Genomic DNA, 21650 nt, shown 5'->3' on the forward strand with positions numbered 1-21650 from the left:
CCATGGGCCACCATGGACTGCATGCATGCTCAGCGCGACGTCGAGTCAGCACCAGACGTCCCTGGCGTCGACACCCCCGCTCCACGCCGTTTCCGCAACTTCAGCGTCCGCTACCGGCACTCCGCCCTCTCGGACGGTCAGCGCCAGACCTGGGAGCGGCTCTGGCCCGACCTGGGCGCCGAGGTCGTCCCGCCGGACGGTCCCGACCGCCCCCAGCCCCTGGACCCGCACCGCTGGTTCGGCCGCGACGCTCCCCTGGTGCTCGAGATCGGCTGCGGAGCCGGTACCTCCACAGTGGCGATGGCACAGGCCGAACAGGACCTCGACGTCATCGCCGTCGAAATCTACGAGCGCGGGTTGGCGCAACTGTTGTGCGCGATCGACCGCGAACAGCTGAGCAATATCCGGTTGCTGCGCGGCGACGGCCTCGACGTGCTGGAGTACCTGATCGCCCCGTCATCGCTGATCGGGGTGCGCGTCTTCTTCCCCGACCCCTGGCCCAAGGCCCGGCACCACAAGCGGCGACTGTTGCAGCCGGCCACCATGGCGCTGATCGCCGATCGGCTGCAACCGGGCGGGGTGCTGCACGCGGCCACCGACCATGCCGACTACGCGGTGCAGATCGCCGAGTCCGGCGACGGCGAACCGGGCCTGCGCCGGGTAACCAACCCCTTCGGGGACGCGACCACCCTGCCGATCTCGGTCGCTCGCCCCACCACCAAGTACGAGGCGAAGGGCCGCACTGCGGGCAGCGTGATCAACGAGTTCGTCTGGGAGCGGGTCTGATGACCAGCCCCGACCTGAAAGTAGGAGCGGACGCCGAGCCCACCGGGACCGACCCGACCGTCGAGGGACCACCGACGCAACGGGTGTTGCTGGTGTGGGACGCCCCGAATCTGGACATGGGTCTGGGCGCGATCCTGGGCCGTCGTCCGACCGGCGTGGAGCGGCCCCGTTTCGACGCACTGGGCCGCTGGCTGCTCAACCGCACTGCCGAGGTGGCGGCGTTGCACCCGCAGGTCACGGTGGAGCCCGAGGCGACCGTGTTCACCAATATCGCCCCGGGCAGCGCCGACGTCGTCCGGCCCTGGGTCGAAGCGTTGCGTAACGTGGGTTTTGCAGTCTTCGCCAAGCCGAAGATCGATGAGGACAGTGATGTCGACTCCGACATGCTCGAACACATCGCGCTGCGGAAAGAGCAGGGACTGGTGGCGGTGGCGGTCGCCTCCGCCGACGGTCAGGCATTCCGGGAACCGCTGGAAGAACTGTGTGGTCTCGGTATCGCCACCTCTGTGCTCGGATTTCGCGAACATGCGAGCTGGGCGCTAGCCTCGGATACCTTGGAGTTCGTTGACCTGGAGGACATCCCTGGTGTGTTCCGGGAGCGGCTGCCGCGAATCAGCCTGGATTCGCTGCCGGAACAGGGAGCGTGGCTCCAGCCATTCCGGCCGCTGAGTTCCCTACTGAACTCGCGAGAGTGACAACTGGAGAGCCTGCAATAACGGGCGCACGGGTCCGAAAGATTTCTCCACAGACCTTAGTAAGGAGCGTATAGGTGTTCGCCTGGTGGGGTCGAACTGTATACCGCTACCGGTTCATCGTAATCGGCGTGATGGTGGCGCTCTGCCTGGGTGGCGGTGTGTACGGAATGAGCCTGGGCGACCACGTCACCCAGAGCGGCTTCTACGACGACGGCAGCCAGTCAGTGCAGGCGTCGATCGTCGGCGACGAGGTCTACGGCCGGGATCGCACCAGCCATGTGGTGGCGGTCTTCACCGCGCCCAAGGGCGAGACGGTCGACGACCCGGAATGGTTCGACGCGGTCAAGAACGGCCTGAACAAGGTCAAGAATGACCACCCCGATCAGATCATGAGCTGGGTCGGCTACTTCACCAATCCGGAAGCGCTGGCCAATATGGCCGACCCGCAGAAGAAGCACGCGTTCGCATCGATACAGATCAAGGGCGACGACGACGACACCATCCTCAAGAACTTCCAGGCAACCGAGTCGGACCTCCAAAAACTCGACGGCGGCAAGGTCGAGCTCGGCGGTCTGCAACCTATCGCCAGTGAATTGACCGGCACCATCGCCACCGACCAGCAACGCATGGAGGTATTGGCGCTGCCGTTGGTGGCCGTGGTGCTGTTCTTCGTGTTCGGCGGGGTGATCGCCGCCAGCCTGCCGGTCATTGTGGGTGGGCTGAGCATCGCCGGCGCAACCGGCATCCTGCGCTTCGCCGCCATGTTCGGCCCGATCAACTTCTTCGCCCAACCGGTGGTCTCGCTGATCGGCCTGGGTATCGCGATCGACTACGGGCTCTTTGTGGTGAGCCGGTTCCGCGAGGAGATCGCCGAGGGTTACGACACCGAAGCGGCGGTCCGCCGGTCGGTGATGACGGCCGGACGCACCGTGGTGTTCTCAGCGGTGTTGATCATCGTGTCGGGAGCCAGCCTGCTGGTGCTGCCGCAAGGCTTCGTCAAGGCGATTACGTACGCGATCTTCGCCTCTGTGGGCCTGGCCGCGCTGCTGTCGATCACCCTGCTGCCGGCCATCTTGGGCGTGTTGGGCACCAATGTCGACGCGCTCGGGGTACGCACCCTCTACCGCATTCCGTTCCTGCGGGACTGGGAGTTCTCCAACCGCATCATCGGCTGGTTCGCCGAGAAGACCCAGAAGACCAAGACCCGCGAAGAGGTCGAAGCCGGGTTCTGGGGCAAGCTGGTCAACTACGTGATGCAGCGGCCGCTGGCGTTCGCGATCCCCATCGTCGTCGCGATGATCCTGCTGATCATCCCGCTGGGCAAACTGACTTTCGGCGGGATGAGCGAGAAATACCTGCCCCCGGACAACACCGCCCGGGTGGCCCAAGAGCACTTCGACGAGATCTTCCCCGGCTTCCGTACCGAGAAGCTGACCCTGGTGATCAAGAGCGATACCGACAAGCCGGTCACCGACCAGCAGGTCGCCGAGGTCCGCAACCGCGCGATGGCGATCAGCGGATTCGTTGTTCCCGATGACGATCCCGCCGAAATGTGGAAGCAGCGCCCCTACCTGCCAGGAGCCTCCAAGGACCCGTCCGTCCGGGTCATCGAGAACGGCTTGATCAACCGCAACGACGCCGCGCAGAAGATCAAGGCGCTGCGCGCGATGAGCACACCCAAGGGCTTGGACGTGCTGGTCGGCGGGACACCCGCGCTCGAACAGGACAGCATCCACGCGCTGGTCAGCCAGGGACCGTTGATGCTGGTGATCCTGCTGAGCACCACAACGCTGCTGATGTTCCTGGCGTTCGGCTCCCTGGTGCTGCCGTTGAAGGCGGCGGTGATGAGCGCGTTGACGCTTGGCTCGACGATGGGCATCTTGACCTGGATGTTCGTCGATGGGCACGGCGCCGGGCTGCTCAACTTCACCCCGACCCCACTGATGGTGGTGGTCATTGCGCTGGTTGTTGCGGTGGGCTGGGGCCTGGCCACCGACTACGAGGTGTTCCTGGTCTCCCGGATGGTGGAGGCACGAGAATCCGGGATGTCGACCACCGAGGCGATCCGGATCGGCACAGCCACCACCGGCCGGCTGATCACCGCGGCCGCACTGATCCTCGCGGTGGTTGCCGCGTCGTTCGTGTTCTCCGACTTGGTGATGATGAAGTACCTGGCGTTCGGCCTGATGGCGGCGCTGTTGCTCGACGCCACCGTGGTCCGGATGTTCCTGGTGCCGTCGGTGATGAAACTGCTCGGCGACGACTGCTGGTGGGCGCCACGCTGGATGAAGCGCCTGCAGAACCGGATCGGTCTGGGCGAGATCCGGCTGCCCGACGAGCGGCGCCGGGTGACCCGCCGCCCCGCCACGGCTACCGTCGCAGCGGCCCCGGCAGGCGCCGCCGCCCCGCGCCCGACGCACGACCCCACCCACCCCGCCCCGGGCCGCGCTGCCCCGGCACGGCTTCCCGCAGAACAGCTTCCGACCCGGCCGGTGAGCGGCCACCCTTCCAACGCCCGGACCAATCGGATCAACACCGGCCCGGCCGAGCCGCCTACCACCCGTTTCTCGGCAGCCGACCCGGCGACCGAGCGGGTGACGTCCCCCGGCAAGGAATCCGCGGGCCCGGGTGAGGAACGCGAAATCGAGTCGTGGCTGGGCGAACTGCGCGGCGGCCGTGACGCGTCGCAGGCCCGCCGCGGCAGGCAGGGTGAAACTCAGCCGGAGGCGTCCGACGAGCGAACCCGGTCCCTGCCTAAACCCACCGGCGGCGCAGACAACACCGAGAACGCTCCCACCACGGCGATCCCGGCTCAGGACCCCGAGAACCCGGCCACCGAGAAGTTCACCGCGGTCGGCGATCAGCCCGGCGACGATGCGGCAGACAAGCCGCAGAGCCCGCAGCGGCGCGGTGCCGCCGGCGGTCTCAGCGCTGCTGAACTGCTGCGTCGGGAGGGTCGGTACTGACGTCGCCGGCTTCTGGGTCCGGCGTATCGGCAGCCACGGCTTCCAGGGCATCCGCATCTGCCGGCGTGCCCGAATCCGAGGCTCCGACCAATACCCGCACCGCCCGATCGATGAAGGCGATGGTCGGGACGGCGAGCAGCGCACCGACGATGCCGGCCAGGATTCCGCCGGTGGAGATACCCAACACCACCGCCAGCGGGTGGATCGAGACGGCACGCCCCATAACCAGCGGCTGCAGTACATGGGCTTCTAGTTGGTTGACCGCGATGATCAGCCCCAGGGTGACCAGAGCGTAGATCCACCCCTTGGCGATCAAAGCGACCAGTACGGCCAGCAAACCGGTGAGCACCGCACCGACCAGCGGGATGAAGGCCCCCAGGAACACCAACGAGGCCAACGGCAACGCCAAAGGCACGGCCATGACGGCCAAGCCGATGCCGATACCGAGGGCGTCGACCAGCGCCACCAGGAACGTGGCCCGCACATAGCCGATCAGTGATTCGAATCCCGCGACGCCGGCTGCGTGGACGGTGGCGCGCACCTGGCTCGGGAAGAACTTCACCGTGAACCGCCAGATGTCGCGACCGCCGTAGAGAAAGAAGATCAGCGTGAACAGCACCACGAAGGCACCGGTGAAGATCTTGGTGATGGTCTCGGCTGTCGACAACGCCCCGCTGGTCAGTTTGGCCTGGTTGTTGCGCAGGCCGTTGACCACGCTGTCTCCGGCGCTGTCGATCTGTTCACTGCTCAGATGTAGCGGACCTTCGACCAACCAGTGCTGGGTCGAATTGATCACCTGGGTAACCTGCTCTACCAGTTCAGGTACGCCGTCGATGAATTGGTCGACGACGAAGCTCAGCAACGCGGCAAGCACGGCCAGACCGCTCAGCAGCAGCAGGAACACCGCAAGTCCCCGGTGCACCCCGTGCCGGGACAGCCAGTCCACGCCGGGCAACAGCAGAGCCGACATCATCATTGCGATGGCCACCGGGACGACGATTACTTCGAGGCGCCGCATGATCAGCAGCACCAGCAGTGCCGCGGCGAACAGCACCAGCAAGCGCCAGGCCCACGCGGCCGCCTTGCGCACCGTCGGATGTACGGATTCGTCTGCGCTGGCTGACATTCCGGTAGCGTAACGATGCCGCAGCGGGTGCACATCAGGTAGCCGAATATCGACGTAGCGCGGCTAACCTTTGAATTCGTGCCCCACGCCCCCGTTTCGCACGACTGCGTCCTTCCCGACGTCGTCGTTCAGGGCGTCAGCGGGCGAGAACCCACGGCTCCACAGCGCGCCGGTGGCAAAGCCCGGTGGGTGCGCCCAGTCCTGGTGGGTCTGGTCGCGGTCGTGCTCACGATCGAACTCGTGCTGGTGTGGGACCAGGTCTCCGCCGCGTGGTGCAGTCTCGGCCGTGCCGACGCCCGCTGGCTGATTGGAGCGGCGGTGGCCGCGGCGGCGTCGATGCACAGCTTTGCGCAGATCCAGCGGACGCTACTGGGCTCGGCCGGTGTGCACGTGTCGCAGCGGCAGTCCGAGGCCGCCTTCTACGCCGCCAACTCGCTCAGCACCACCCTGCCCGGCGGCCCAGTGCTGTCGGCGACCTTCCTGTACCGGCAGCAACGCCGTTGGGGCGCGACCCCGGTGGTGGCGTCGTGGCAGCTGGTGATGTCGGGGGTTCTGCAGGCGGTCGGGCTGGCCGTACTGGGCCTCGGCGGGGCGTTCCTCCTCGGGGCCCGCAGCAACCCCTTCTCGCTGTTGTTCACCCTCGGCGGCTTCATCGCGCTGCTGCTGCTGGCGCAGGCGGTCGCCTCGCGACCGGAACTGATCGACGGCATCGGCGTTCGCGTGCTGTCCTGGTTCAACTCGGTGCGCGCCCGGCCCGTGGACGCCGGGCTTGCCACCTGGCGCCGGCTGCTGGGCCAACTGGAGTCGGTGAGCCTGGGCCGCCGGGACCTGTCGACGGCGTTCGGGTGGTCGCTGTTCAACTGGGTCGCGGACGTCGCCTGCCTGGCGTGCGCCGCCTATGCCGCCGGCGGGCGGGCGTCGGTCGCCGGTTTGACGGTGGCCTACGCCGCCGCCCGCGCGGCAGGGACGATTCCCCTGATCCCCGGTGGCCTGTTGGTGGTGGAGGCCGTGTTGGTGCCGGGCCTGATGTCGAGCGGGCTGACGTTGCCAGACGCCATCTCTGCGGTGCTGATCTACCGGATGATCAGCTGGGTGCTGGTATCAGCCGCCGGCTGGGTGGTGTTCTTCTTCGTGTTCCGCAGCGACAACGCGGCCGACCACGACACCGATGAGTACGCGCCGGTCCTCAGCGAAGCGCTACCGGTTGGGTCAGCGCACCGGTCGGAGGTCCGCTCACAGGCAGGCCGGTCACGGGCAGACCGCCTACAGGCAGACCGCCAGGCAGTCCGCCGCCCGGCAGGCCGCCCTGAGCCTGTACGGCCTGCAGTAGCCCGAGCACCTGCGGCAGGCTGACCGCCAGCTTGCACTGGTCGCTGACCTCCTGCACCGGCGCGATGATCTTGGCGAGGTCGTCCTGGACCTTCGGGTTGGCCTCGAAGTGCGCCTTCAGGTTTGCCAGCGTCTGCGGGCCGGGCTGCTGCTGCAGCGCACCGGTCATCACCTGATTGGTGTCCGGGTGCGAGTCCAGGTAGTCGCCCGTCGAGGTGACCACCTTGCCAACGGTTCGAGCGATCTCGCTGGCCACACAGGGGTCTTTGGCGGCGGTCGCCGAGGGCGCCGACGGGGTGGCCAGCAGCGCGGCCGTGACGGCCCCGCCCAGGACGACAGGCACGGCAGCAAGGACGCCCTTGCCCGACAGACTGCGACGCACGGTGGCGCGGGTGATGTTCACGAATTCTCCTTACGACTGGCGAGATCTCTGATCGGCCCCGACGAGTCCCGCCACATTGCGGACGACGCTTCGACGATGGTTCTGGTGTGCGCGCGATGCCCCCCGGCAGCAACGGCAGATCGAAAGACGGCCTTTTGCCCATCCTGACAGTAACCACTTGATGCCGCCACCCGAGCACAGGTCGGCCTGGTCACAGTGTGGTTCCCGGAAGGCATCGGAGCAGCTCAGAGGCGACAGAAACGGTGAGCGCAACTGGTTGCTGCGGTAGGCTCGCAGCACGCGACGCACCAGTGCGGGCGAGAGCGGGGAGAGACGAAATCCAGCAGTTCATGATGCGCTTCAGCAGCAACCTGCGCAGATTCCGCTGGGTGGTCTTCACAGGGTGGCTACTTGCTGTGATCCCCTCGCTCTACCTGGCCGCCACCCAGTCCGGCCACCTCACCGGTGGGGGCTTCGAGGTCCAAGGATCGCAGTCGCTGCATGTGCAGTACCAGCTCGAGGACCATTTTCCCGAGCAGGGCGCCTCACCGCTGGCCTTGGTCGCCGCGCCCCGCGCCGACGCCACCTACCGGGACATGAAAGACGCCGTCGCGTTGCTCCAGCGGGCCGCCGGCGAAGTCGCCAGCGTGACGGTGCTGCCGGATACGACGCAGCCGCCGCCGCGGCCCGACCGGCCGTACGTGGTGTCCCTGCGAGTGGACTTCAACAACACCGGCGCGGTCGACGTCGCCAAGAAGCTGCGCACCAAGCTGGGCGTGGAAGGCGAGCATCCCGGCCGGGTCGAGAACGGTTCGGTGAACCTCTACGTGATCGGTCAGGGCGCCCTCGGCGCCGCAGCGTCGGCGAAGACCAAGCAGGACATCGGCAAAGCAGAGCGATGGAATCTGCCGATCGTGTTGGTCGTGTTGCTGGCGGTGTTCGGCTCACTGGCGGCCGCCGCAATCCCGCTGGCGCTCGGGATCGGCACCGTGATCGTCACCATGGGCCTGGTCTATCTGCTGTCGTTATTCACCACGATGTCGGTGTTCGTCACGTCGACAGTGTCGATGTTCGGGATCGCCTTGGCGATCGACTACTCGCTTTTCATTCTGATGCGCTACCGCGAGGAACTACGGGCCGGCCGCCAACCGCAGGAGGCCGTCGACGCGGCGATGGCGACGTCCGGGCTTGCGGTGGTGCTGTCGGGCCTGACCGTGGTGGCCTCGCTGACCGGCATCTATCTGATCAACACCCCGGTGCTGGTGTCGATGGCCACCGGAGCGATCCTGTCCGTCTCGGTGGCGGTGCTGGCCTCGGTCAGCCTCACCCCGGCGGTGCTGGCCATGTTCGGCCGCGCGGTCGCCAAACGCTCGACACTGTTGCACTGGGCACGGGGCCCGCAGGTCGCCCAGTCGCGGTTCTGGGCACGCTGGACGGCTTACGTGATGCGTCGCCCGTGGGCGTCGGCCCTAGTGACCGCGGGATTCCTGCTGGCGCTCGCGGCGCCGGCACTGTCGCTGACGCAGGGCAACAGCATGCTGCGCCAGTTCGACTCCTCCCACGAGATTCGGGGCGGGGTGGCCGCGGCAGCCCAAGCCCTGGGTCCGGGTGCGCTGGGACCGATCCGGGTGTTGGTGACCATCCCCGGCGCGAATGCGTCGGCGCCGGCCCATGCCGAGACGTTTGCGGCCATCCGCCAGGAGATGTCGCAGGCCCCCAACATCGCTTCGGTGTCGCCGCCGGTCTTCGGCAACGACAACAGCAGCGGCCTGCTGTCTGCGGTGTTGTCGGTCGATCCCGAGGACATGGGGGCGCGAACGACCGTCGACTGGATGCGCGAACACCTGCCGGAGGCGGCGGGCTCGCCAGCAGTACAGGTGGACGTCGGCGGACCGACCGCGTTGATCAAAGACTTCGACGACCGGGTCGCAGCCGCCGAACCGATGGTGCTGGTCTTCGTGGCGCTGATCGCGTTCCTAATGCTGTTGGTCTCGATCCAATCGGTGTTGCTGGCGCTCAAGGGCGTCGTGATGACGGTGCTGTCGGTGGCGGCTGCCTACGGCAGCCTGGTGATGGTGTTCCAGTGGGGCTGGCTGGAGCGGTTCGGCTTCGCATCGACCGGTTCCATCGACACGTTCATTCCGCCGCTCGTGCTGGCGATGACGTTCGGCTTGTCGATGGACTACGAAATTTTCTTGTTGACCCGCATCCGCGAGCGTTTTCTGCAGACCGGTAACACCCACGACGCAGTCGCGTACGGGGTGAGTACCAGTGCACGCACCATCACCAGCGCGGCCCTGATCATGATCGCGGTGTTCATCGGATTCGCGTTTGCCGGGATGCCGCTGGTCGCCGAGCTGGGGGTGGCCTGCGCGGTGGCGATCGCGGTGGACGCCACCGTGGTGCGGCTGGTGCTGGTTCCGGCACTGATGGCGATGTTCGCCGAGTGGAACTGGTGGCTGCCGCGCTGGCTGGCCCGGATCCTGCCGTCGGTGGACTTCGAAAAGCCTTTACCCACAGTAGATTTGGGCGATGTCGTGGTGATACCCGATGACATCTCCACCCTGATCACCCCCAGTGCCGATCTTCGCGTGGTGGTCAAGTCGGCGGCCCGGCTCAAGGGACTGGTTCCCGACGCGGTCTGCGTCAGCGACCCGTTGGCGCTGCGCGGCTGCGGGGTTGCCGAGATGGCCACCAGCAAGATCCAAGCGGTGCCGGTCGCTACCGAGCCGGCTCCCTCCGGCGGCACCATGGTTAGCCATGCGCTGGCACGGCTGACCGGCGGCTGGCAGTCGCGTACCGGTACCGTCCGGGCGCAGCCCCGCACCATCCGTCCGGTTCACCCGGTCACCGTGTGGCGTCGCCGACTCGCCATCGCCCTCGACGCCCTGGAAACCGAGTCGTGGGCGGCAACCGAGATCGGGCTCGACATCCCGGCGTTGACCCGGTGCCGTCCGATGGAAACCGCCGCCGTCCAACTGCCCACCGGAGACCGGCTGCAGATCCCCACCGGCGCCGAAACGCTGCGCCTGGCGGGCTACCTGGTGCTGGCACGCAACAGCCCACGCGACTACGCCGGGCTGGCCGACCTCGCCGATGCGCTGGGCCCGAAAACCGTTGCTGGGGCCCTCCGCGGAATTGATGCGTACTACTCTGGTCAACCAGCCGACGGACACTGGATGGCCACCCAGCTGGTATGTCGACTCGCCGATCCGGAGCCCACCGCACGCGGCGACTACACCTCCGGCGACGATGCGCTTGGGGCGAGTACGGACTGGGAACACGTCCAAGGGCGCTGCCTGGCAGTTGCCGTGGCGATGCTGGAGGAGGCGAGGTGACGTTGGCCGCGGACCGACGCCGTGGGCCGCTGCCCCGGCAGCCGTCCGGCGACACCGACCGTCCGGTCGAGTTCTGGCCCACGTCGGCCATCCGCGCTGCGCTGCAGACCGGCGACATCGCCACCTGGCAGCTCATCGTGGTGGCACTCAAGCGCGATCCCTACGGCCGCACCGCACGCCAAGTCGAAGAAGTGCTGGAGGGCACCGAATCCTTCGGTATCGCCAAAGCCCTGTCGGAGGTCTTGGCCCGCACCCGCGCGCACCTGGAGGCCAACGAGCGCGCGGAGGTCGCGCGTCACATGCGGGTGCTGATCGAGCGGTCCGGATTGAGCCAGCAAGAGTTCGCCTCGCGGGTCGGGGTTCCCGCCGACACGCTCGGTGAATACCTCAACGGCACGGTCAGCCCGCCGGCCTCACTGATGATCCGGATGCGCCGATTGTCCGACCGCTTCGTCAAGCTGCAGACCCGCGAGACGCCCGACGTCGTCTGACGCCGGGCGCTGCGCCGCCGCGTCAGCGAGCGTGGATCGGTGACATCTCCAGGACCAGCCACTGACCGCCGCGCTTGGTCAGTGTCACCCGCACCGGCACAACCGACTGCTTGACCTGCTGGTTCGCCACTGTCTGGACGCTGCGCATCACAACTGCGACCCGCGCGGCCGACGGTCCGAGCGCCTCGACACCGGCGCTGAGTGTCTGCGCCTCGACCGCGATGTTGCGGTTGGCCATGTCGGTGGCGGTCCGGCCGATGCTCTCCCGGAACGCGTTGACCCGGTCCGGGACCATGTAGGCCGCAGCCTTCTCGATCGACGCATCCGGGTTGGCCGGCGAGACCGTGGCCGCAGCTTCGGCCATGGCGACGGCGGTCTTGACCGCCTCACCCGAGTCGACCTCCAGGTCGCGGTCTGGAACGGTCCAGCGCAGGTATCCGAGCACGGCTGCGGCCACCAGTGCGGCCGCAGCCAGGCCGACGACCCCGAAGCGCAGACCGGGCCGCTCGTTGTCGGTGCCGACTGTGACCGCGTCACGGCGCAGCAGCACGAAGTTGACCACCATGCCCTCGACGATCAGCAGGATCAGCACCGAGCAGAGCGACACGTACCAGACCGGCCAGTCCAGCGTCAGCCCCACCAGCAGCAGGCCACCGACCGCGGCCAGCGGCGCGGCGATATCGACCGCCAGCACCCGCCACAGAGTTTGCGTTTTCAAGAGTTCCAGCTTGCTCATCGAATCGACCTCAATCGGGAGATCATCATGTTGCCGGCGACGTCGGTGACGTCGAGGTGCAGAGCCCAGTGCACGGTCTGGGGCCTGCCGCCTACGTTCTCGGCGATAGAGGTGGCGATCACCATCACCGGGTCGGTACGGCCGGGGTTCGACGGTTTGTCGCTGCCGGTCGCGGCCGACTCGTCGAGATCGTGGTGCTCGAGCTCGATGGCGACGGCTTCGATCCGGCCGCTGCTGCGTGACTGGATTCGCTGCACCACGTCACGGTAGGGAGCCAAGGCGGCGTCGAACTCGCTGTTGAGTTCGCCGACGGTCTTGTCGCGTAGCCGCGCCATGCCCTTCTCGACGTTCTCGGCGTTCAAGTTGATCAGCACGCTGGTCCAGCTGGCGGCGGTCTGCAGCACCCGACTGCGGTAACCGCGCTCGTTGACGTCTTCGTGGTGTTCGTACCAGGTGATCAGGCTGAAGACCAACGCCGCCACCGCGACCACGCCAAAGGCCACCGAGCCCCACCCGTAGCCGGACAGGCCACGGCCTGAGGCCGCCGCTGCCGGCTTGCTGTGGGTGCTCTTTTTGCCGGCTTTCGCTGGCGCCTTTTCGCGCGCCGTCTCTGCTGCGGCCGGGTCCTCGGTGCTCTCTACAGTGACGTCGTCGAGATCGGTGATCTCAGAGTCCACCTCAGTGGCGTCGTCGGGTTGCTGCTCGTCAGGCATGGCGGTGACGCTACAGGAGAGCTGCACCGTCCGTCGTGGAAGGATGGGACGGTGACCTCACCAGCCACCCGTTCCGGCCTTGATCTCACCTATATAGATAGTGGTGTCCGCCCGCAGGACGATCTGTTCGGTCATGTCAACGGCCGCTGGCTCGACGGCTATGAGATGCCACCGGACCGTGCCACCGACGGAGCCTTCCGCGCTTTGTTCGACCGGGCCGAGATCCAGGTCCGCGACCTGCTCACCGAGGCCGGCGAGTCGGCCGCTGCGAGTGCGGATGCGGCCGATACCGACGAGCGCCGGATCGGCGACCTCTACGCCAGCTTCTTGGACGAGCAGACCGTCCGCGAGCGCGGGGTGGAGCCGCTGCGCCAGGAGCTGGCCGGGATCGACAATGCCGGTGACCGCCAGGCCCTGGCGCGGGTGGTGGGCGCGGGCCAGCGCACCGGGGTCGGCGGCGGCGTCGGGCTCTACGTGGACACCGACTCCAAGGACTCGACCCGCTACCTGCTGCACCTGAGCCAGTCGGGCATCGGACTGCCCGATGAGTCGTACTACCGCGAGGAACAGCACGCCGAGATCCTGGCGGCCTACCCGGGTCACATCGCAGCGATGTTCGCACTGGTCTACGGCGGGGAACCGGACGAGCACGCCGCGACCGCGGCGGGCATTGTGGCGCTGGAGACCCGGTTGGCGGGCGCGCACTGGGACGTGGTGAAGCGCCGCGACGCCGAGCTGACCTACAACCTGCGCACCTTTGCGGGGCTGCCGGCCGAGGCGCCTGGTTTCGACTGGGCCGGCTGGGTGGGTGCTCTCGGCGTCTCCGTCGCGGCTGCCGACGAGCTGGTCGTGCGGCAACCCGATTTCCTGACGGCGTTCGCCGCACTGTGGGAGAGCGCGGACTTCGCCGACTGGCAGAACTGGGCACGGTGGCGGATCATCCATGCACGCGCTGGGCTGCTGACCGAGGAATTGATCGCGGAGGACTTCGAGTTCTACGGACGCCGACTGTCGGGCACCGAGCAGATCCGCGACCGGTGGAAGCGCGGCGTGTCCGTGGTTGAGTCCCTGATGGGCGACGCCGTCGGAAAGCTTTACGTGGCAAAGCATTTCCCGCCAGATGCCAAGGCACGCATCGACGAGCTGGTCGGAAATCTGCGCGAGGCCTACCGGGCAAGCATCACCAACCTGGACTGGATGACCCCGGAAACGCGAGAGCGGGCGCTGGCCAAACTGGACAAGTTCACCGCAAAGGTCGGCTATCCCGCAAAGTGGCGCGACTACTCCGCGCTGCTCACCGACCCCGCCGACCTCTACGGCAACTACCTGCGCGGCTACGCGGTCAACTACGACCGCGAACTGGCCAAGTTGGGCCAGCCGGTCGACCGCGACGAATGGTTCATGACACCGCAGACCGTCAACGCCTACTACAACCCGGGAATGAACGAGATCGTCTTCCCGGCCGCGATCCTGCAACCGCCGTTCTTCGACGCCGACGCCGACGACGCGGCCAACTATGGCGGTATCGGCGCGGTGATCGGCCACGAGATCGGACATGGTTTCGATGACCAGGGCGCCAAGTACGACGGCGACGGCAACCTGATCGATTGGTGGACCGACGCCGACCGCACTGAATTCGGTTCCCGCACACGCGCGTTGATCGCCCAGTACGAGAATTATGTGCCGCGTGAACTGGATGGCGACCGGCACGTGAATGGCGCGTTCACCGTCGGGGAGAACATCGGCGATCTGGGCGGGCTTTCCATTGCTCTGCTCGCCTACCAGTTGTCACTGGCCGGTACCGAGGCTCCGGAGATCGACGGCTTGACCGGCATCCAGCGCGTTTTCTTCGGCTGGGCGCAGGTCTGGCGCACGAAATCCCGTGACGCCGAGGCGATCCGGCGCCTGGCAGTGGATCCGCACTCTCCGCCGGAGTTCCGCTGCAACGGGGTGATTCGCAACATGGACGCCTACTACGATGCCTTCGGCGTCACGCCAGACGACGCGCTCTACCTTGAGCCTGCATCCCGGGTCCGGATCTGGAACTGAGCCTGCCGCGCCGTTCCCGACCGTGCGTATCAAACCGCACTGTCGGCGTGGGTCACAGCTAGGGGTTGTTGGTGCCGTTGGCACCGTTGTCGCCGGGGGTGCCGTCGGCGTGACCGTCGTCGCCGTTCCCGGCGTCGCTGCCAGTGGCGCCGGTGCCGATCCCTCCGTTGCCGCCCTTTCCGCCGTGTCCGTCACCGCCGGCGCCGGGGTGGCTGCCGCCGCCGCCGTTGCCACCACTGCCGCCGGTGCCATCGGTACCGCCGCCACTGGCGGTGGCGTGACCGGCGCCACCGGCACCGCCGTTGCCGCCGTTGGCGTTGTCACCGCCGGCGCCGCCGTTGCCACCACTGCCGCCGGTGCCGCTGAGGCCGGAGACGGTCGGGCCGTTGCTGACCTGGACGTCCCCGATGCCACCGTTACCACCGTTGCCGCCGATGCCGCCGTTGCTGCCGGCCGCGCCGCCGTCACCACCGCCGCCGCCGAGGGCGGTGCCATTGACGATGTAGATGCCATCGGCACTCACAGTCGCGTTGCCGCCGTCACCGCCGCTGCCGCTGGCGCCGTCACCGCCGGCCCCGCCGGTGGCGGTAGCGCCGTTCATGCTGCCCTCGTTGGTGGCCGTCAGGTAGCTGAGACCGCCGTTGCCGCCGTTGCCACCGTCCGCGCCGGTCGCTCCGGCCGCACCCGCACGGGCGGTGGCGTACAGGACGGAGCTCAGTGCGCCGTCGGCGGTGATATGGGCGGAGCCGCCGTTTGCGCTGTCGGTGGAGTCGCCCCCGTAGCCATGGCTAGCGACAATGGTGCCGCCGTTCTTGGCGGCAATCTCAACGCCACCGCCGCCGTGGCTGCCGCCGCCAGCACCGGCGGTGGCGGTGGCGTGGGTGATGCTGGTGCCTGAATCGAATGCCCTGATATTGGCGGTGCCGCCCTCAGCGCCATCTACGCCGTTGCTGCCCGCGCCGCCCGCACTTGCGATGGCGGTGTTGTCGGTGGCGGTGCTATTGGCGCCCAGGGCCTGCACGACGCCGCCGCCGCCTCGGCCGCCGGTTACGCCGGACCCGTCGGCGGCGCCACCGTCCCCACCCTGGCCGGTGCCGCTGGCGTTGGCCCCGCCCGCCAAGGCCGCCACCTGGCCGGTCCAGCCGGCACCTCCCGTTCCGCTGTTGGCGCCGGAGCCGCCCTTACCGCCAAGTGCGGTGCCATCGGCGGTGGCGCCTTGCCCACTGGTCAACACCACACCCTGACCGCCGGCACCACCAGTACCACCGGTGCTGGCGTCGCCGCCGTCGCCGCCGGTCCCGATACCGGTTGCAGTGCCTCCCGTGCTGCCGGAGTAACCGGATTGGACCCAGCCGGCGCCGCCGTCGCCACCGGTGCTACCGGTACCGGTACCGGTACCGCCGTTGCCGCCGGTGGCGGTTCCGTCAGCGCTGCCAGTGTTGGCGCCCGCCGTCGTGGCGTTGACGCTGCCGACGGCGCCCTGGCCTCCGACGCCCCCGTTGATACCGTCACCGCCGATACCGCCCACGCCGTTGCCGCTGGCCGCGCTGTTCGGTCCGGTGGCCGAGACCTCGCCCTGGCCCCCGACACCGCCGACACCGCCGACGGTGCCCTGGCCCCCGGCGCCGCCGTTAGCGATGGCGTCGTGCACCGCACCACCGCTCGCCGTGACCGCAGCGGAACCGCCCGCACCGCCAACACCACCGTTGGCGTCACCGGCACCGGCGTTACCACCGGTGGCAGACGCGTCGGCGATGGAACCGCTTGCCCCGGTCGCGGTGATCGTCGCCGCGCCGCCGACTGCGCTCTCGGAACCGATTCCGGCGGTCGCCGAACTGTCCGTGATGCTCGCGCCGGTGCTGGCAAACAGCTTGGCGACGCTACCCACACCGCCGGCACTGCCATTCCCACCGGTGGCGCTGCCGCCGGAAATGCTGCTTCCGGTCTGACTGGTCCTGATGTCGCCCACACCGCCGGCGGCGCCGGTAGCTCCGTTGCCGCCGATCGCCGTGCTGTCGGTGATGGAGTTGTTGTCGCCCTTGGTGGTGATAACGCCGGATCCGCCCTTGCCGCCGTCGACGCCGTCCTGGCCGGCGCCGCCGTTGCCGCCGGTCGAGATGCCCGCCGCGGTGGAGTTGACACCACCACCGGTCGAGGTTCCCGAACCGATCACGCCTTGACCGCCGGCGCCACCGGTGACGCCGTCACCGGTTCCGCTGCCACCGTTCCCTCCGGTCGCGGTACCGCTGGCATGGGTGTTATTGCCGGTGGTGTCCACCTGCCCCATCGCCCCAGCGCCGCCGGTTCCGCCCTGCGCGCCGGCACCACCGGTACCGCCGTAGGCGTTGCCCGAGGCCTCGGACCCGTTTCCGGCGGTGAGCACGCTGGCGATCCCACCGCCTCCGCCGACGCCGCCGGTGATCGCGGCTCCGCCGGCTCCGCCGAGGGCATAGCCGCTGGCGGTGCTGTTGTCGCCGCGACCGTAGTACCCCCACCCGCTCTGAACCGAACTGCTGCCGCCGTTGCCGCCGATGCTGCCGGCCCCGTCCGCGCTCCCGCCGGCGCCACCGATACCGGTGCCGGAGGCGGTGCTACCAGCAAACAGCGCGAAGACCCCGCCCTGCGCGCCCGCGCCACCGGCCCCACCGTCGACGCCGGCGCCACCGGCACCGCCGGTACCTGTACCGCTCGCTGAAGCACCACTTGCGGTGGCGAAAATGGCACCCTGGCCGCCGGCGCCACCGATACCGCCGTTACTGCCGGCGCCCCCGGCGCCGCCCTTCACGATGGCGGTGTCGCTGACGACGCCACCGTTGCTCGCCTTGATGGCGGCCGTGCCGCCGTTGCCGCCGGTGCCGGTGCCCGCTGCGTTGGCGCCCGCCCCACCGATGGCGCTGCCACCCGCGGAGCTACCCGCTCCGTCGGCGGAGATGGTGGCCGCGCCGCCGGTCCCCCCGACGCCGCCAGCCGCGGTCAGTGAGCCGTCACCACCGCTGCCACCGTTGCCGCCGGTCGCGGTCCCGGCGGCGGTGCCGCCGTTGGTCGCGGAGATCACGGCACCGCCGGCGCCGCCGCCACCGCCACCGCCGTAGCCGATGTGGCCGGCGCTGCCCAGCGCACCGGTGCCGCCGGCACCGGCGACACCCGCGGTCGCACCGGCACCGGACGCAAAGCCGGCACCGCCGGAACCACCGTTGCCGCCGGCGGCGAAGCCGCCATCTGCGCCTGCGGTTCCGTTCGCGCCCAGCGCGCTCCCCGATCCCGCCGCGCCACCCGTACCGGCGACGTCACCGGAATCACCGCCGGTGCCACCGGCAGCACCGTCGAGGTGAGTGTTGTCGCCGACCGCGCCGACACCGCCATTTCCGCCGGCACCGGCATTGCCACCATTACCGCCGTTGCCGCCGCGGGCCAACCAGCCGGTCGCATTGCCGCCGCTGCCCCCGTTGCCGCCGCTGCCACCATTGCCGCCGTTGCCGCCCACGCCGTCGTTGACCGCCCACACCCCGGCCGCACCGGTCGCGCCTGCCAGCCCGGCCCCGCCGACGCCACCATTGCCGGCGACACCGAAGAACCAGCCCGGGGCGTCTCCGCCCTCGCCGCCGCTGCCACCGCCGAGCTGTCCCGCGGCCGCGGCGCCGCCGTCGCCGCCGACCCCCATGAACGTGCCACCGGACCCGCCGTCGCCGCCGTTCAGACCGGCCCAGCCCGCACCACCGTCGCCGCCGTTGCCGAACCACCCGGCGTTACCGCCGTTGCCGCCGGCCACGCCATCGGCTGTGCCGCTGAATCCCTCACCGCCGTCGCCGAACCACAGCCCACCGTCGCCGCCGTCGGGGTTGGCCAGGGTGCCGTCGGCGCCGTTGCCGATGAACATCTCACCCGCCGGCGCGAACTGATTGATCCAGTCGTCGATGATGGAGCCGAACGGGCTGGTGATCCAATGCTCCATGCCGAAGTGCAGGGGCTCGTACATCCAGTGATCTATCACGGCCGTCCAGTCGATGGAGCCGCCGAGCGCGGGCTCGGCGCCCAGGGACAGCGCCGGTGCGCTCTGGTCGGCGGCGCCGAGTAGCAACCCGTCCCACGCCGACGGGTTGAGCAGATCCATCACCCAGTCGAGCTCGTCGGCCTGAGCGCCTGGTGGGTTCGCCAGCGGCGCCATCCCGAACGCCAGGAAGAAGCCGATCGCGCTAGCGGACCCGACGACTCGACCACAACTTCGCTGACGATTGTTTCCAGCTCTTAGGCGCCGGCTAGTTTGCGATGCGATGCAGGCACGACGCCCCCCGATTTTGACCAGTTCAAGAACTGACTGGGCTTTTGCTGAGTAACAGCCGATGACTGTAACTCTCAGACGGCAGGCGCGCAACGATTGACGGTGGCGTAAATAACAGCACCCTTGGACTCCAACCGGAGACGGGAGTCCGCATCCGCAAGAGCGCCCGCCCCGCGGCCGGGGACTGGGTGCTACCTACGGTGGTTTACATCTGCCAGTCTTGGGAACCGTCGTTCTTGGTGTAGGTACCGACGGAGTTCTTCACCACGACGGGATCGCCGCTGCCGAAGTTGTCGTAGAACCACTTGGCGTTGGCCGGGCTGAGGTTGATGCAGCCGTGGCTGACGTTGCGCTTGCCCTGATCGGCCACTGACCACGGCGCGCTGTGCACAAAGCCGCCGCTGTTGTCGATCCGGACCGCATCCTGCACGGTGAGCTTGTATCCCCAACTGGAGTTCACTGGAACGCCGTAGGTAGAGGAGTCCATCACCACCGTGGGGAACTTCTCCAGCACGTAGTAGGTGCCGTTGGGGGTCTCGTGCCCACCAGCGCTCATCCCCATCGACATCGGGAAGGTCTTCTCCACCTTGCCGTCTCGGGTGATCGTCATCTGGTGTGTCTTGTCATCGGCAGTGGCCACCAGCGAGTCACCGGTACGGAAGCTCGACTTGGTGCCGCCTGCGTCTATGTTGACGACGGTGTGGGCGGGCCAGAAGCTCAGCGGACGCCACCGCACCTGGCTAGGCGTCATCCAGTAGAACTTGCCGGACACCGGCGGGTTCGAGGAGATGTGGATCGCCTGCTCGGCCATTGCCTTGTCGGCGATCGGCCGCTGGAAGTCAATGATGATCGGCTTGGCGACACCCACCATCGAGCCGTTGACGGGGTTGAACGACGGCGGCAGGAACGGCGCCGTGCCCGTGAACGGCTCCGGGTTCTGTCCCACAACCGGTCCGGCGGCGGCGGCCGGCACCGCACCGGGCTGTCCCGGGACTGCGGGGTCTGCCGACCCCGCCGGAACTGCCTGCGGGTCCGGGCCCGGGGGGACGCCCTCGGGCGCGGCGGGTAACCCGGGCGCGAGCTCGGGCGGTGGCGGGAACGCCGGCGGCTCGCCCGGCGGCGGCGGAGGGGGCAGCTCCGGGGGAGGCGGCGGGAACTGCGGGAACTCCGGCGGGGGCGGCGGCACGGGCGGGTCGGCCGGGCCGGCGTCCGCTGCGGCCGGGTCGCCGGGCTGCTGCGGCGGATCAGCCAGGGCTGATCCGCAACCGAGCGTGAGACTCGCGGCCAAGCCAGCCGCGCCGAGCCACGCGCCGAACTGCGCGAGCTTCCATCCCGACATCTACCTACCTCCGGTCACGATCTTGATCCCAGTGTCTCACAGGATGGTTGCCAGCTAACTCGTGCAATGAGCGAGATGCGGCGTGAGATACGAGATAGATTGCCCTTGACCAGTAGCTTTGATTGTCGGCGACGTGGCGAACGTTACCGCTCCAGGAACGTCAGGGAACGACGAACAGGCGCTTGCTGGCTGCGATACCGACCGCGGCGACGCCGACCAGCAGTGCCGAGGCCGCCAACATGGCCGAGGTCCCGGCCCGCTCGAACAGCAGCCCGCCCGCCAGCGAGCCGCCGGTGATGCCGACCTGAAACGCCGTCACGTACAGCCCCGACGCACCGTCGGGGTCGTCGGGCGCGGTGCGCATCGCGGCCGACTGCAGCATCGGCGACACCGCCATCGCCATCGCACCCCAGAGCACGATCGCGGCCGCCCCCACCGCCGTCGTACCGGTGGTGTGATGCCCGCCGATGGACAGTGCCGCCAGGACCACGAAGGCCGCCGACATTGCGGCCATGCAGCCGCCGGTGACCAGTTTGGGTCGGTGGTCGACTGGTCGAGCCAGCAGCGGCATCGCGATCAACCCGGCCGCACCGAATGCAGCGAGCAACCAGGCCAGGCGGGCCCCCGGCACGCCGACCACGTCACCGATGATCACCACGATGAAGGTGTAGGAGATGAAGTGCCCGGTGACAGCGATCAGCATCAGCGAGCTCACCGCCACCAGACGCCCGTTGCGGTGGTGATGGTTGCCGACCAGCGCCAGTTGGTCGGTGCTGAGCACCAGGGCCGGCAGCGCGAATCGGGCCGCCAAGGTGATGGCCGCCGCCGCCACCATGATCACCACTACGGCCAGCCGCCATCCCCACAGCAGGCTCATTGCCGAGGTCAGCGGGATGCCGACCACCAGCGCGAGGCTGGTGCCGACATAAATTGCTGTCGTCGCGCGGCCAGAATGACTGGGTGGCACCAGTCGGGTGGCGATGGGCGCCAGCACCGACCACATCAGGCCGTGCGTGACGGCGCACAGCGCCCGGCCGCCAGCCAGCACGGCGAAGTTCGGCGCAAGCGCCGAGATCACCTGGGAAGCGGTCAGGCAGACCAGGGTGAGCAGCAGCACCCGGCGGCGCGGCCAGAATGCCGTCCAGCGCACCAGCGGAAGCGTCGTCGCCGCTGCCACCACCGCGTACCAGGCCAGCAACGTACCGACCAGCGCCTCGCTGACGTCCAGGCCGGCCGCGATCGCAGGCAGCGCGCCGACCGGCAGGATCTCGGCGGTGGCGTAGATGAAAGCAGCGGCGGACAGAATCGCCAATCGCGCCGTGGTCTGTGGCGTCCACGGCCTCAATCGGGCACTTCCGGTTTCAACAGTCATGTATTGGGGGCAGCGTCGAGTGGTATGTGGCGCATGGCGCTCCCGGTAA

General features: G+C 68.6%; 12 protein-coding genes and 3 pseudogenes. 8 read left to right on the forward strand and 7 right to left on the reverse strand.

The annotated features are described in order from the left end of the window. Positions 1–21 precede the first annotated feature (21 nt). From trmB to NM962_07690, 3 genes are all read left to right on the forward strand, one after another. Positions 22–786 (forward strand): tRNA (guanosine(46)-N7)-methyltransferase TrmB, encoded by a 765-nt coding sequence (trmB, locus tag NM962_07680; protein UVO13933.1) that lies wholly within the window; start codon positions 22–24, stop codon positions 784–786. Then, on the forward strand, positions 786–1481 hold the full coding sequence (locus NM962_07685; GenBank protein ID UVO13934.1) for an NYN domain-containing protein: 696 nt from the start codon (positions 786–788) through the stop codon (positions 1479–1481). The genes trmB and NM962_07685 overlap by 1 nt, the downstream gene beginning before the upstream one ends. Positions 1482–1555: 74 nt before the next feature. Next, complete coding sequence (locus NM962_07690) at positions 1556–4447, forward strand: MMPL family transporter (protein ID UVO13935.1); 2892 nt, start codon at positions 1556–1558, stop codon at positions 4445–4447. Here the strand turns inward: NM962_07690 and NM962_07695 are convergent. Continuing rightward, positions 4407–5573 carry an AI-2E family transporter gene (locus NM962_07695; GenBank protein ID UVO13936.1) on the reverse strand — a complete coding sequence of 389 codons (1167 nt, stop codon included), beginning with the start codon at positions 5571–5573 and terminating at the stop codon, positions 4407–4409. The genes NM962_07690 and NM962_07695 overlap by 41 nt on opposite strands. Positions 5574–5651: 78 nt before the next feature. Between NM962_07695 and NM962_07700 the strand changes: the two genes are divergently transcribed. Beyond that, positions 5652–6926: a YbhN family protein gene (locus NM962_07700; protein UVO13937.1), complete on the forward strand. Its 1275-nt coding sequence runs from the start codon at positions 5652–5654 to the stop codon at positions 6924–6926. Between the two features lie 19 nt (positions 6927–6945). Here the strand turns inward: NM962_07700 and NM962_07705 are convergent. Further along, positions 6946–7245 (reverse strand): annotated as a pseudogene (locus NM962_07705) (hemophore). Between the two features lie 389 nt (positions 7246–7634). Between NM962_07705 and NM962_07710 the strand changes: the two are divergent. Further along, positions 7635–10622 (forward strand): MMPL family transporter, encoded by a 2988-nt coding sequence (locus NM962_07710; GenBank protein ID UVO13938.1) that lies wholly within the window; start codon positions 7635–7637, stop codon positions 10620–10622. After that, the gene (locus NM962_07715) at positions 10619–11113 is read left to right on the forward strand and encodes a helix-turn-helix transcriptional regulator (protein UVO13939.1); all 495 of its coding nucleotides are present in this window, start codon (positions 10619–10621) and stop codon (positions 11111–11113) included. Before NM962_07710 ends, NM962_07715 begins: the two co-directional genes overlap by 4 nt. A gap of 22 nt (positions 11114–11135) precedes the next feature. Here the strand turns inward: NM962_07715 and NM962_07720 are convergent, their stop codons facing one another. After that, a complete protein-coding gene (locus NM962_07720; GenBank protein UVO13940.1) occupies positions 11136–11849 on the reverse strand; it encodes a hypothetical protein in 714 nt (237 codons plus the stop codon). Beyond that, the gene (locus NM962_07725; GenBank protein UVO13941.1) at positions 11846–12562 is read right to left on the reverse strand and encodes a hypothetical protein; all 717 of its coding nucleotides are present in this window, start codon (positions 12560–12562) and stop codon (positions 11846–11848) included. The genes NM962_07720 and NM962_07725 overlap by 4 nt, the downstream gene beginning before the upstream one ends. A 51-nt stretch (positions 12563–12613) precedes the next feature. Here NM962_07725 and NM962_07730 point away from each other — a divergent pair, with 51 nt between their 5' ends. Continuing rightward, positions 12614–14611 (forward strand): M13 family metallopeptidase, encoded by a 1998-nt coding sequence (locus tag NM962_07730; protein UVO13942.1) that lies wholly within the window; start codon positions 12614–12616, stop codon positions 14609–14611. A 274-nt stretch (positions 14612–14885) separates the two neighbouring features. Here NM962_07730 and NM962_07735 read toward each other — a convergent pair. After that, positions 14886–15179, reverse strand: a pseudogene (locus NM962_07735) (PE family protein). Between the two features lie 877 nt (positions 15180–16056). On the opposite strand from NM962_07735, the pseudogene NM962_07740 reads away from it, so the two are divergent. Further along, positions 16057–16236 (forward strand): annotated as a pseudogene (locus NM962_07740) (hypothetical protein). A gap of 2859 nt (positions 16237–19095) precedes the next feature. Here the strand turns inward: NM962_07740 and NM962_07745 are convergent. Together NM962_07745 and NM962_07750 are read right to left on the reverse strand one after the other, a co-directional pair. Continuing rightward, positions 19096–20229, reverse strand: coding sequence for an Ig-like domain-containing protein (locus NM962_07745; protein UVO13943.1), 1134 nt, complete (start codon positions 20227–20229; stop codon positions 19096–19098). A 160-nt stretch (positions 20230–20389) separates the two neighbouring features. Continuing rightward, entirely contained in the window at positions 20390–21601 is a 1212-nt protein-coding gene (locus NM962_07750; GenBank protein UVO13944.1) for an MFS transporter, read from the reverse strand. Positions 21602–21650 lie beyond the last annotated feature (49 nt).

This window comes from Mycobacterium sp. SVM_VP21 (assembly GCA_024758765.1).
GTDB lineage: Bacteria > Actinomycetota > Actinomycetes > Mycobacteriales > Mycobacteriaceae > Mycobacterium > Mycobacterium heraklionense_C.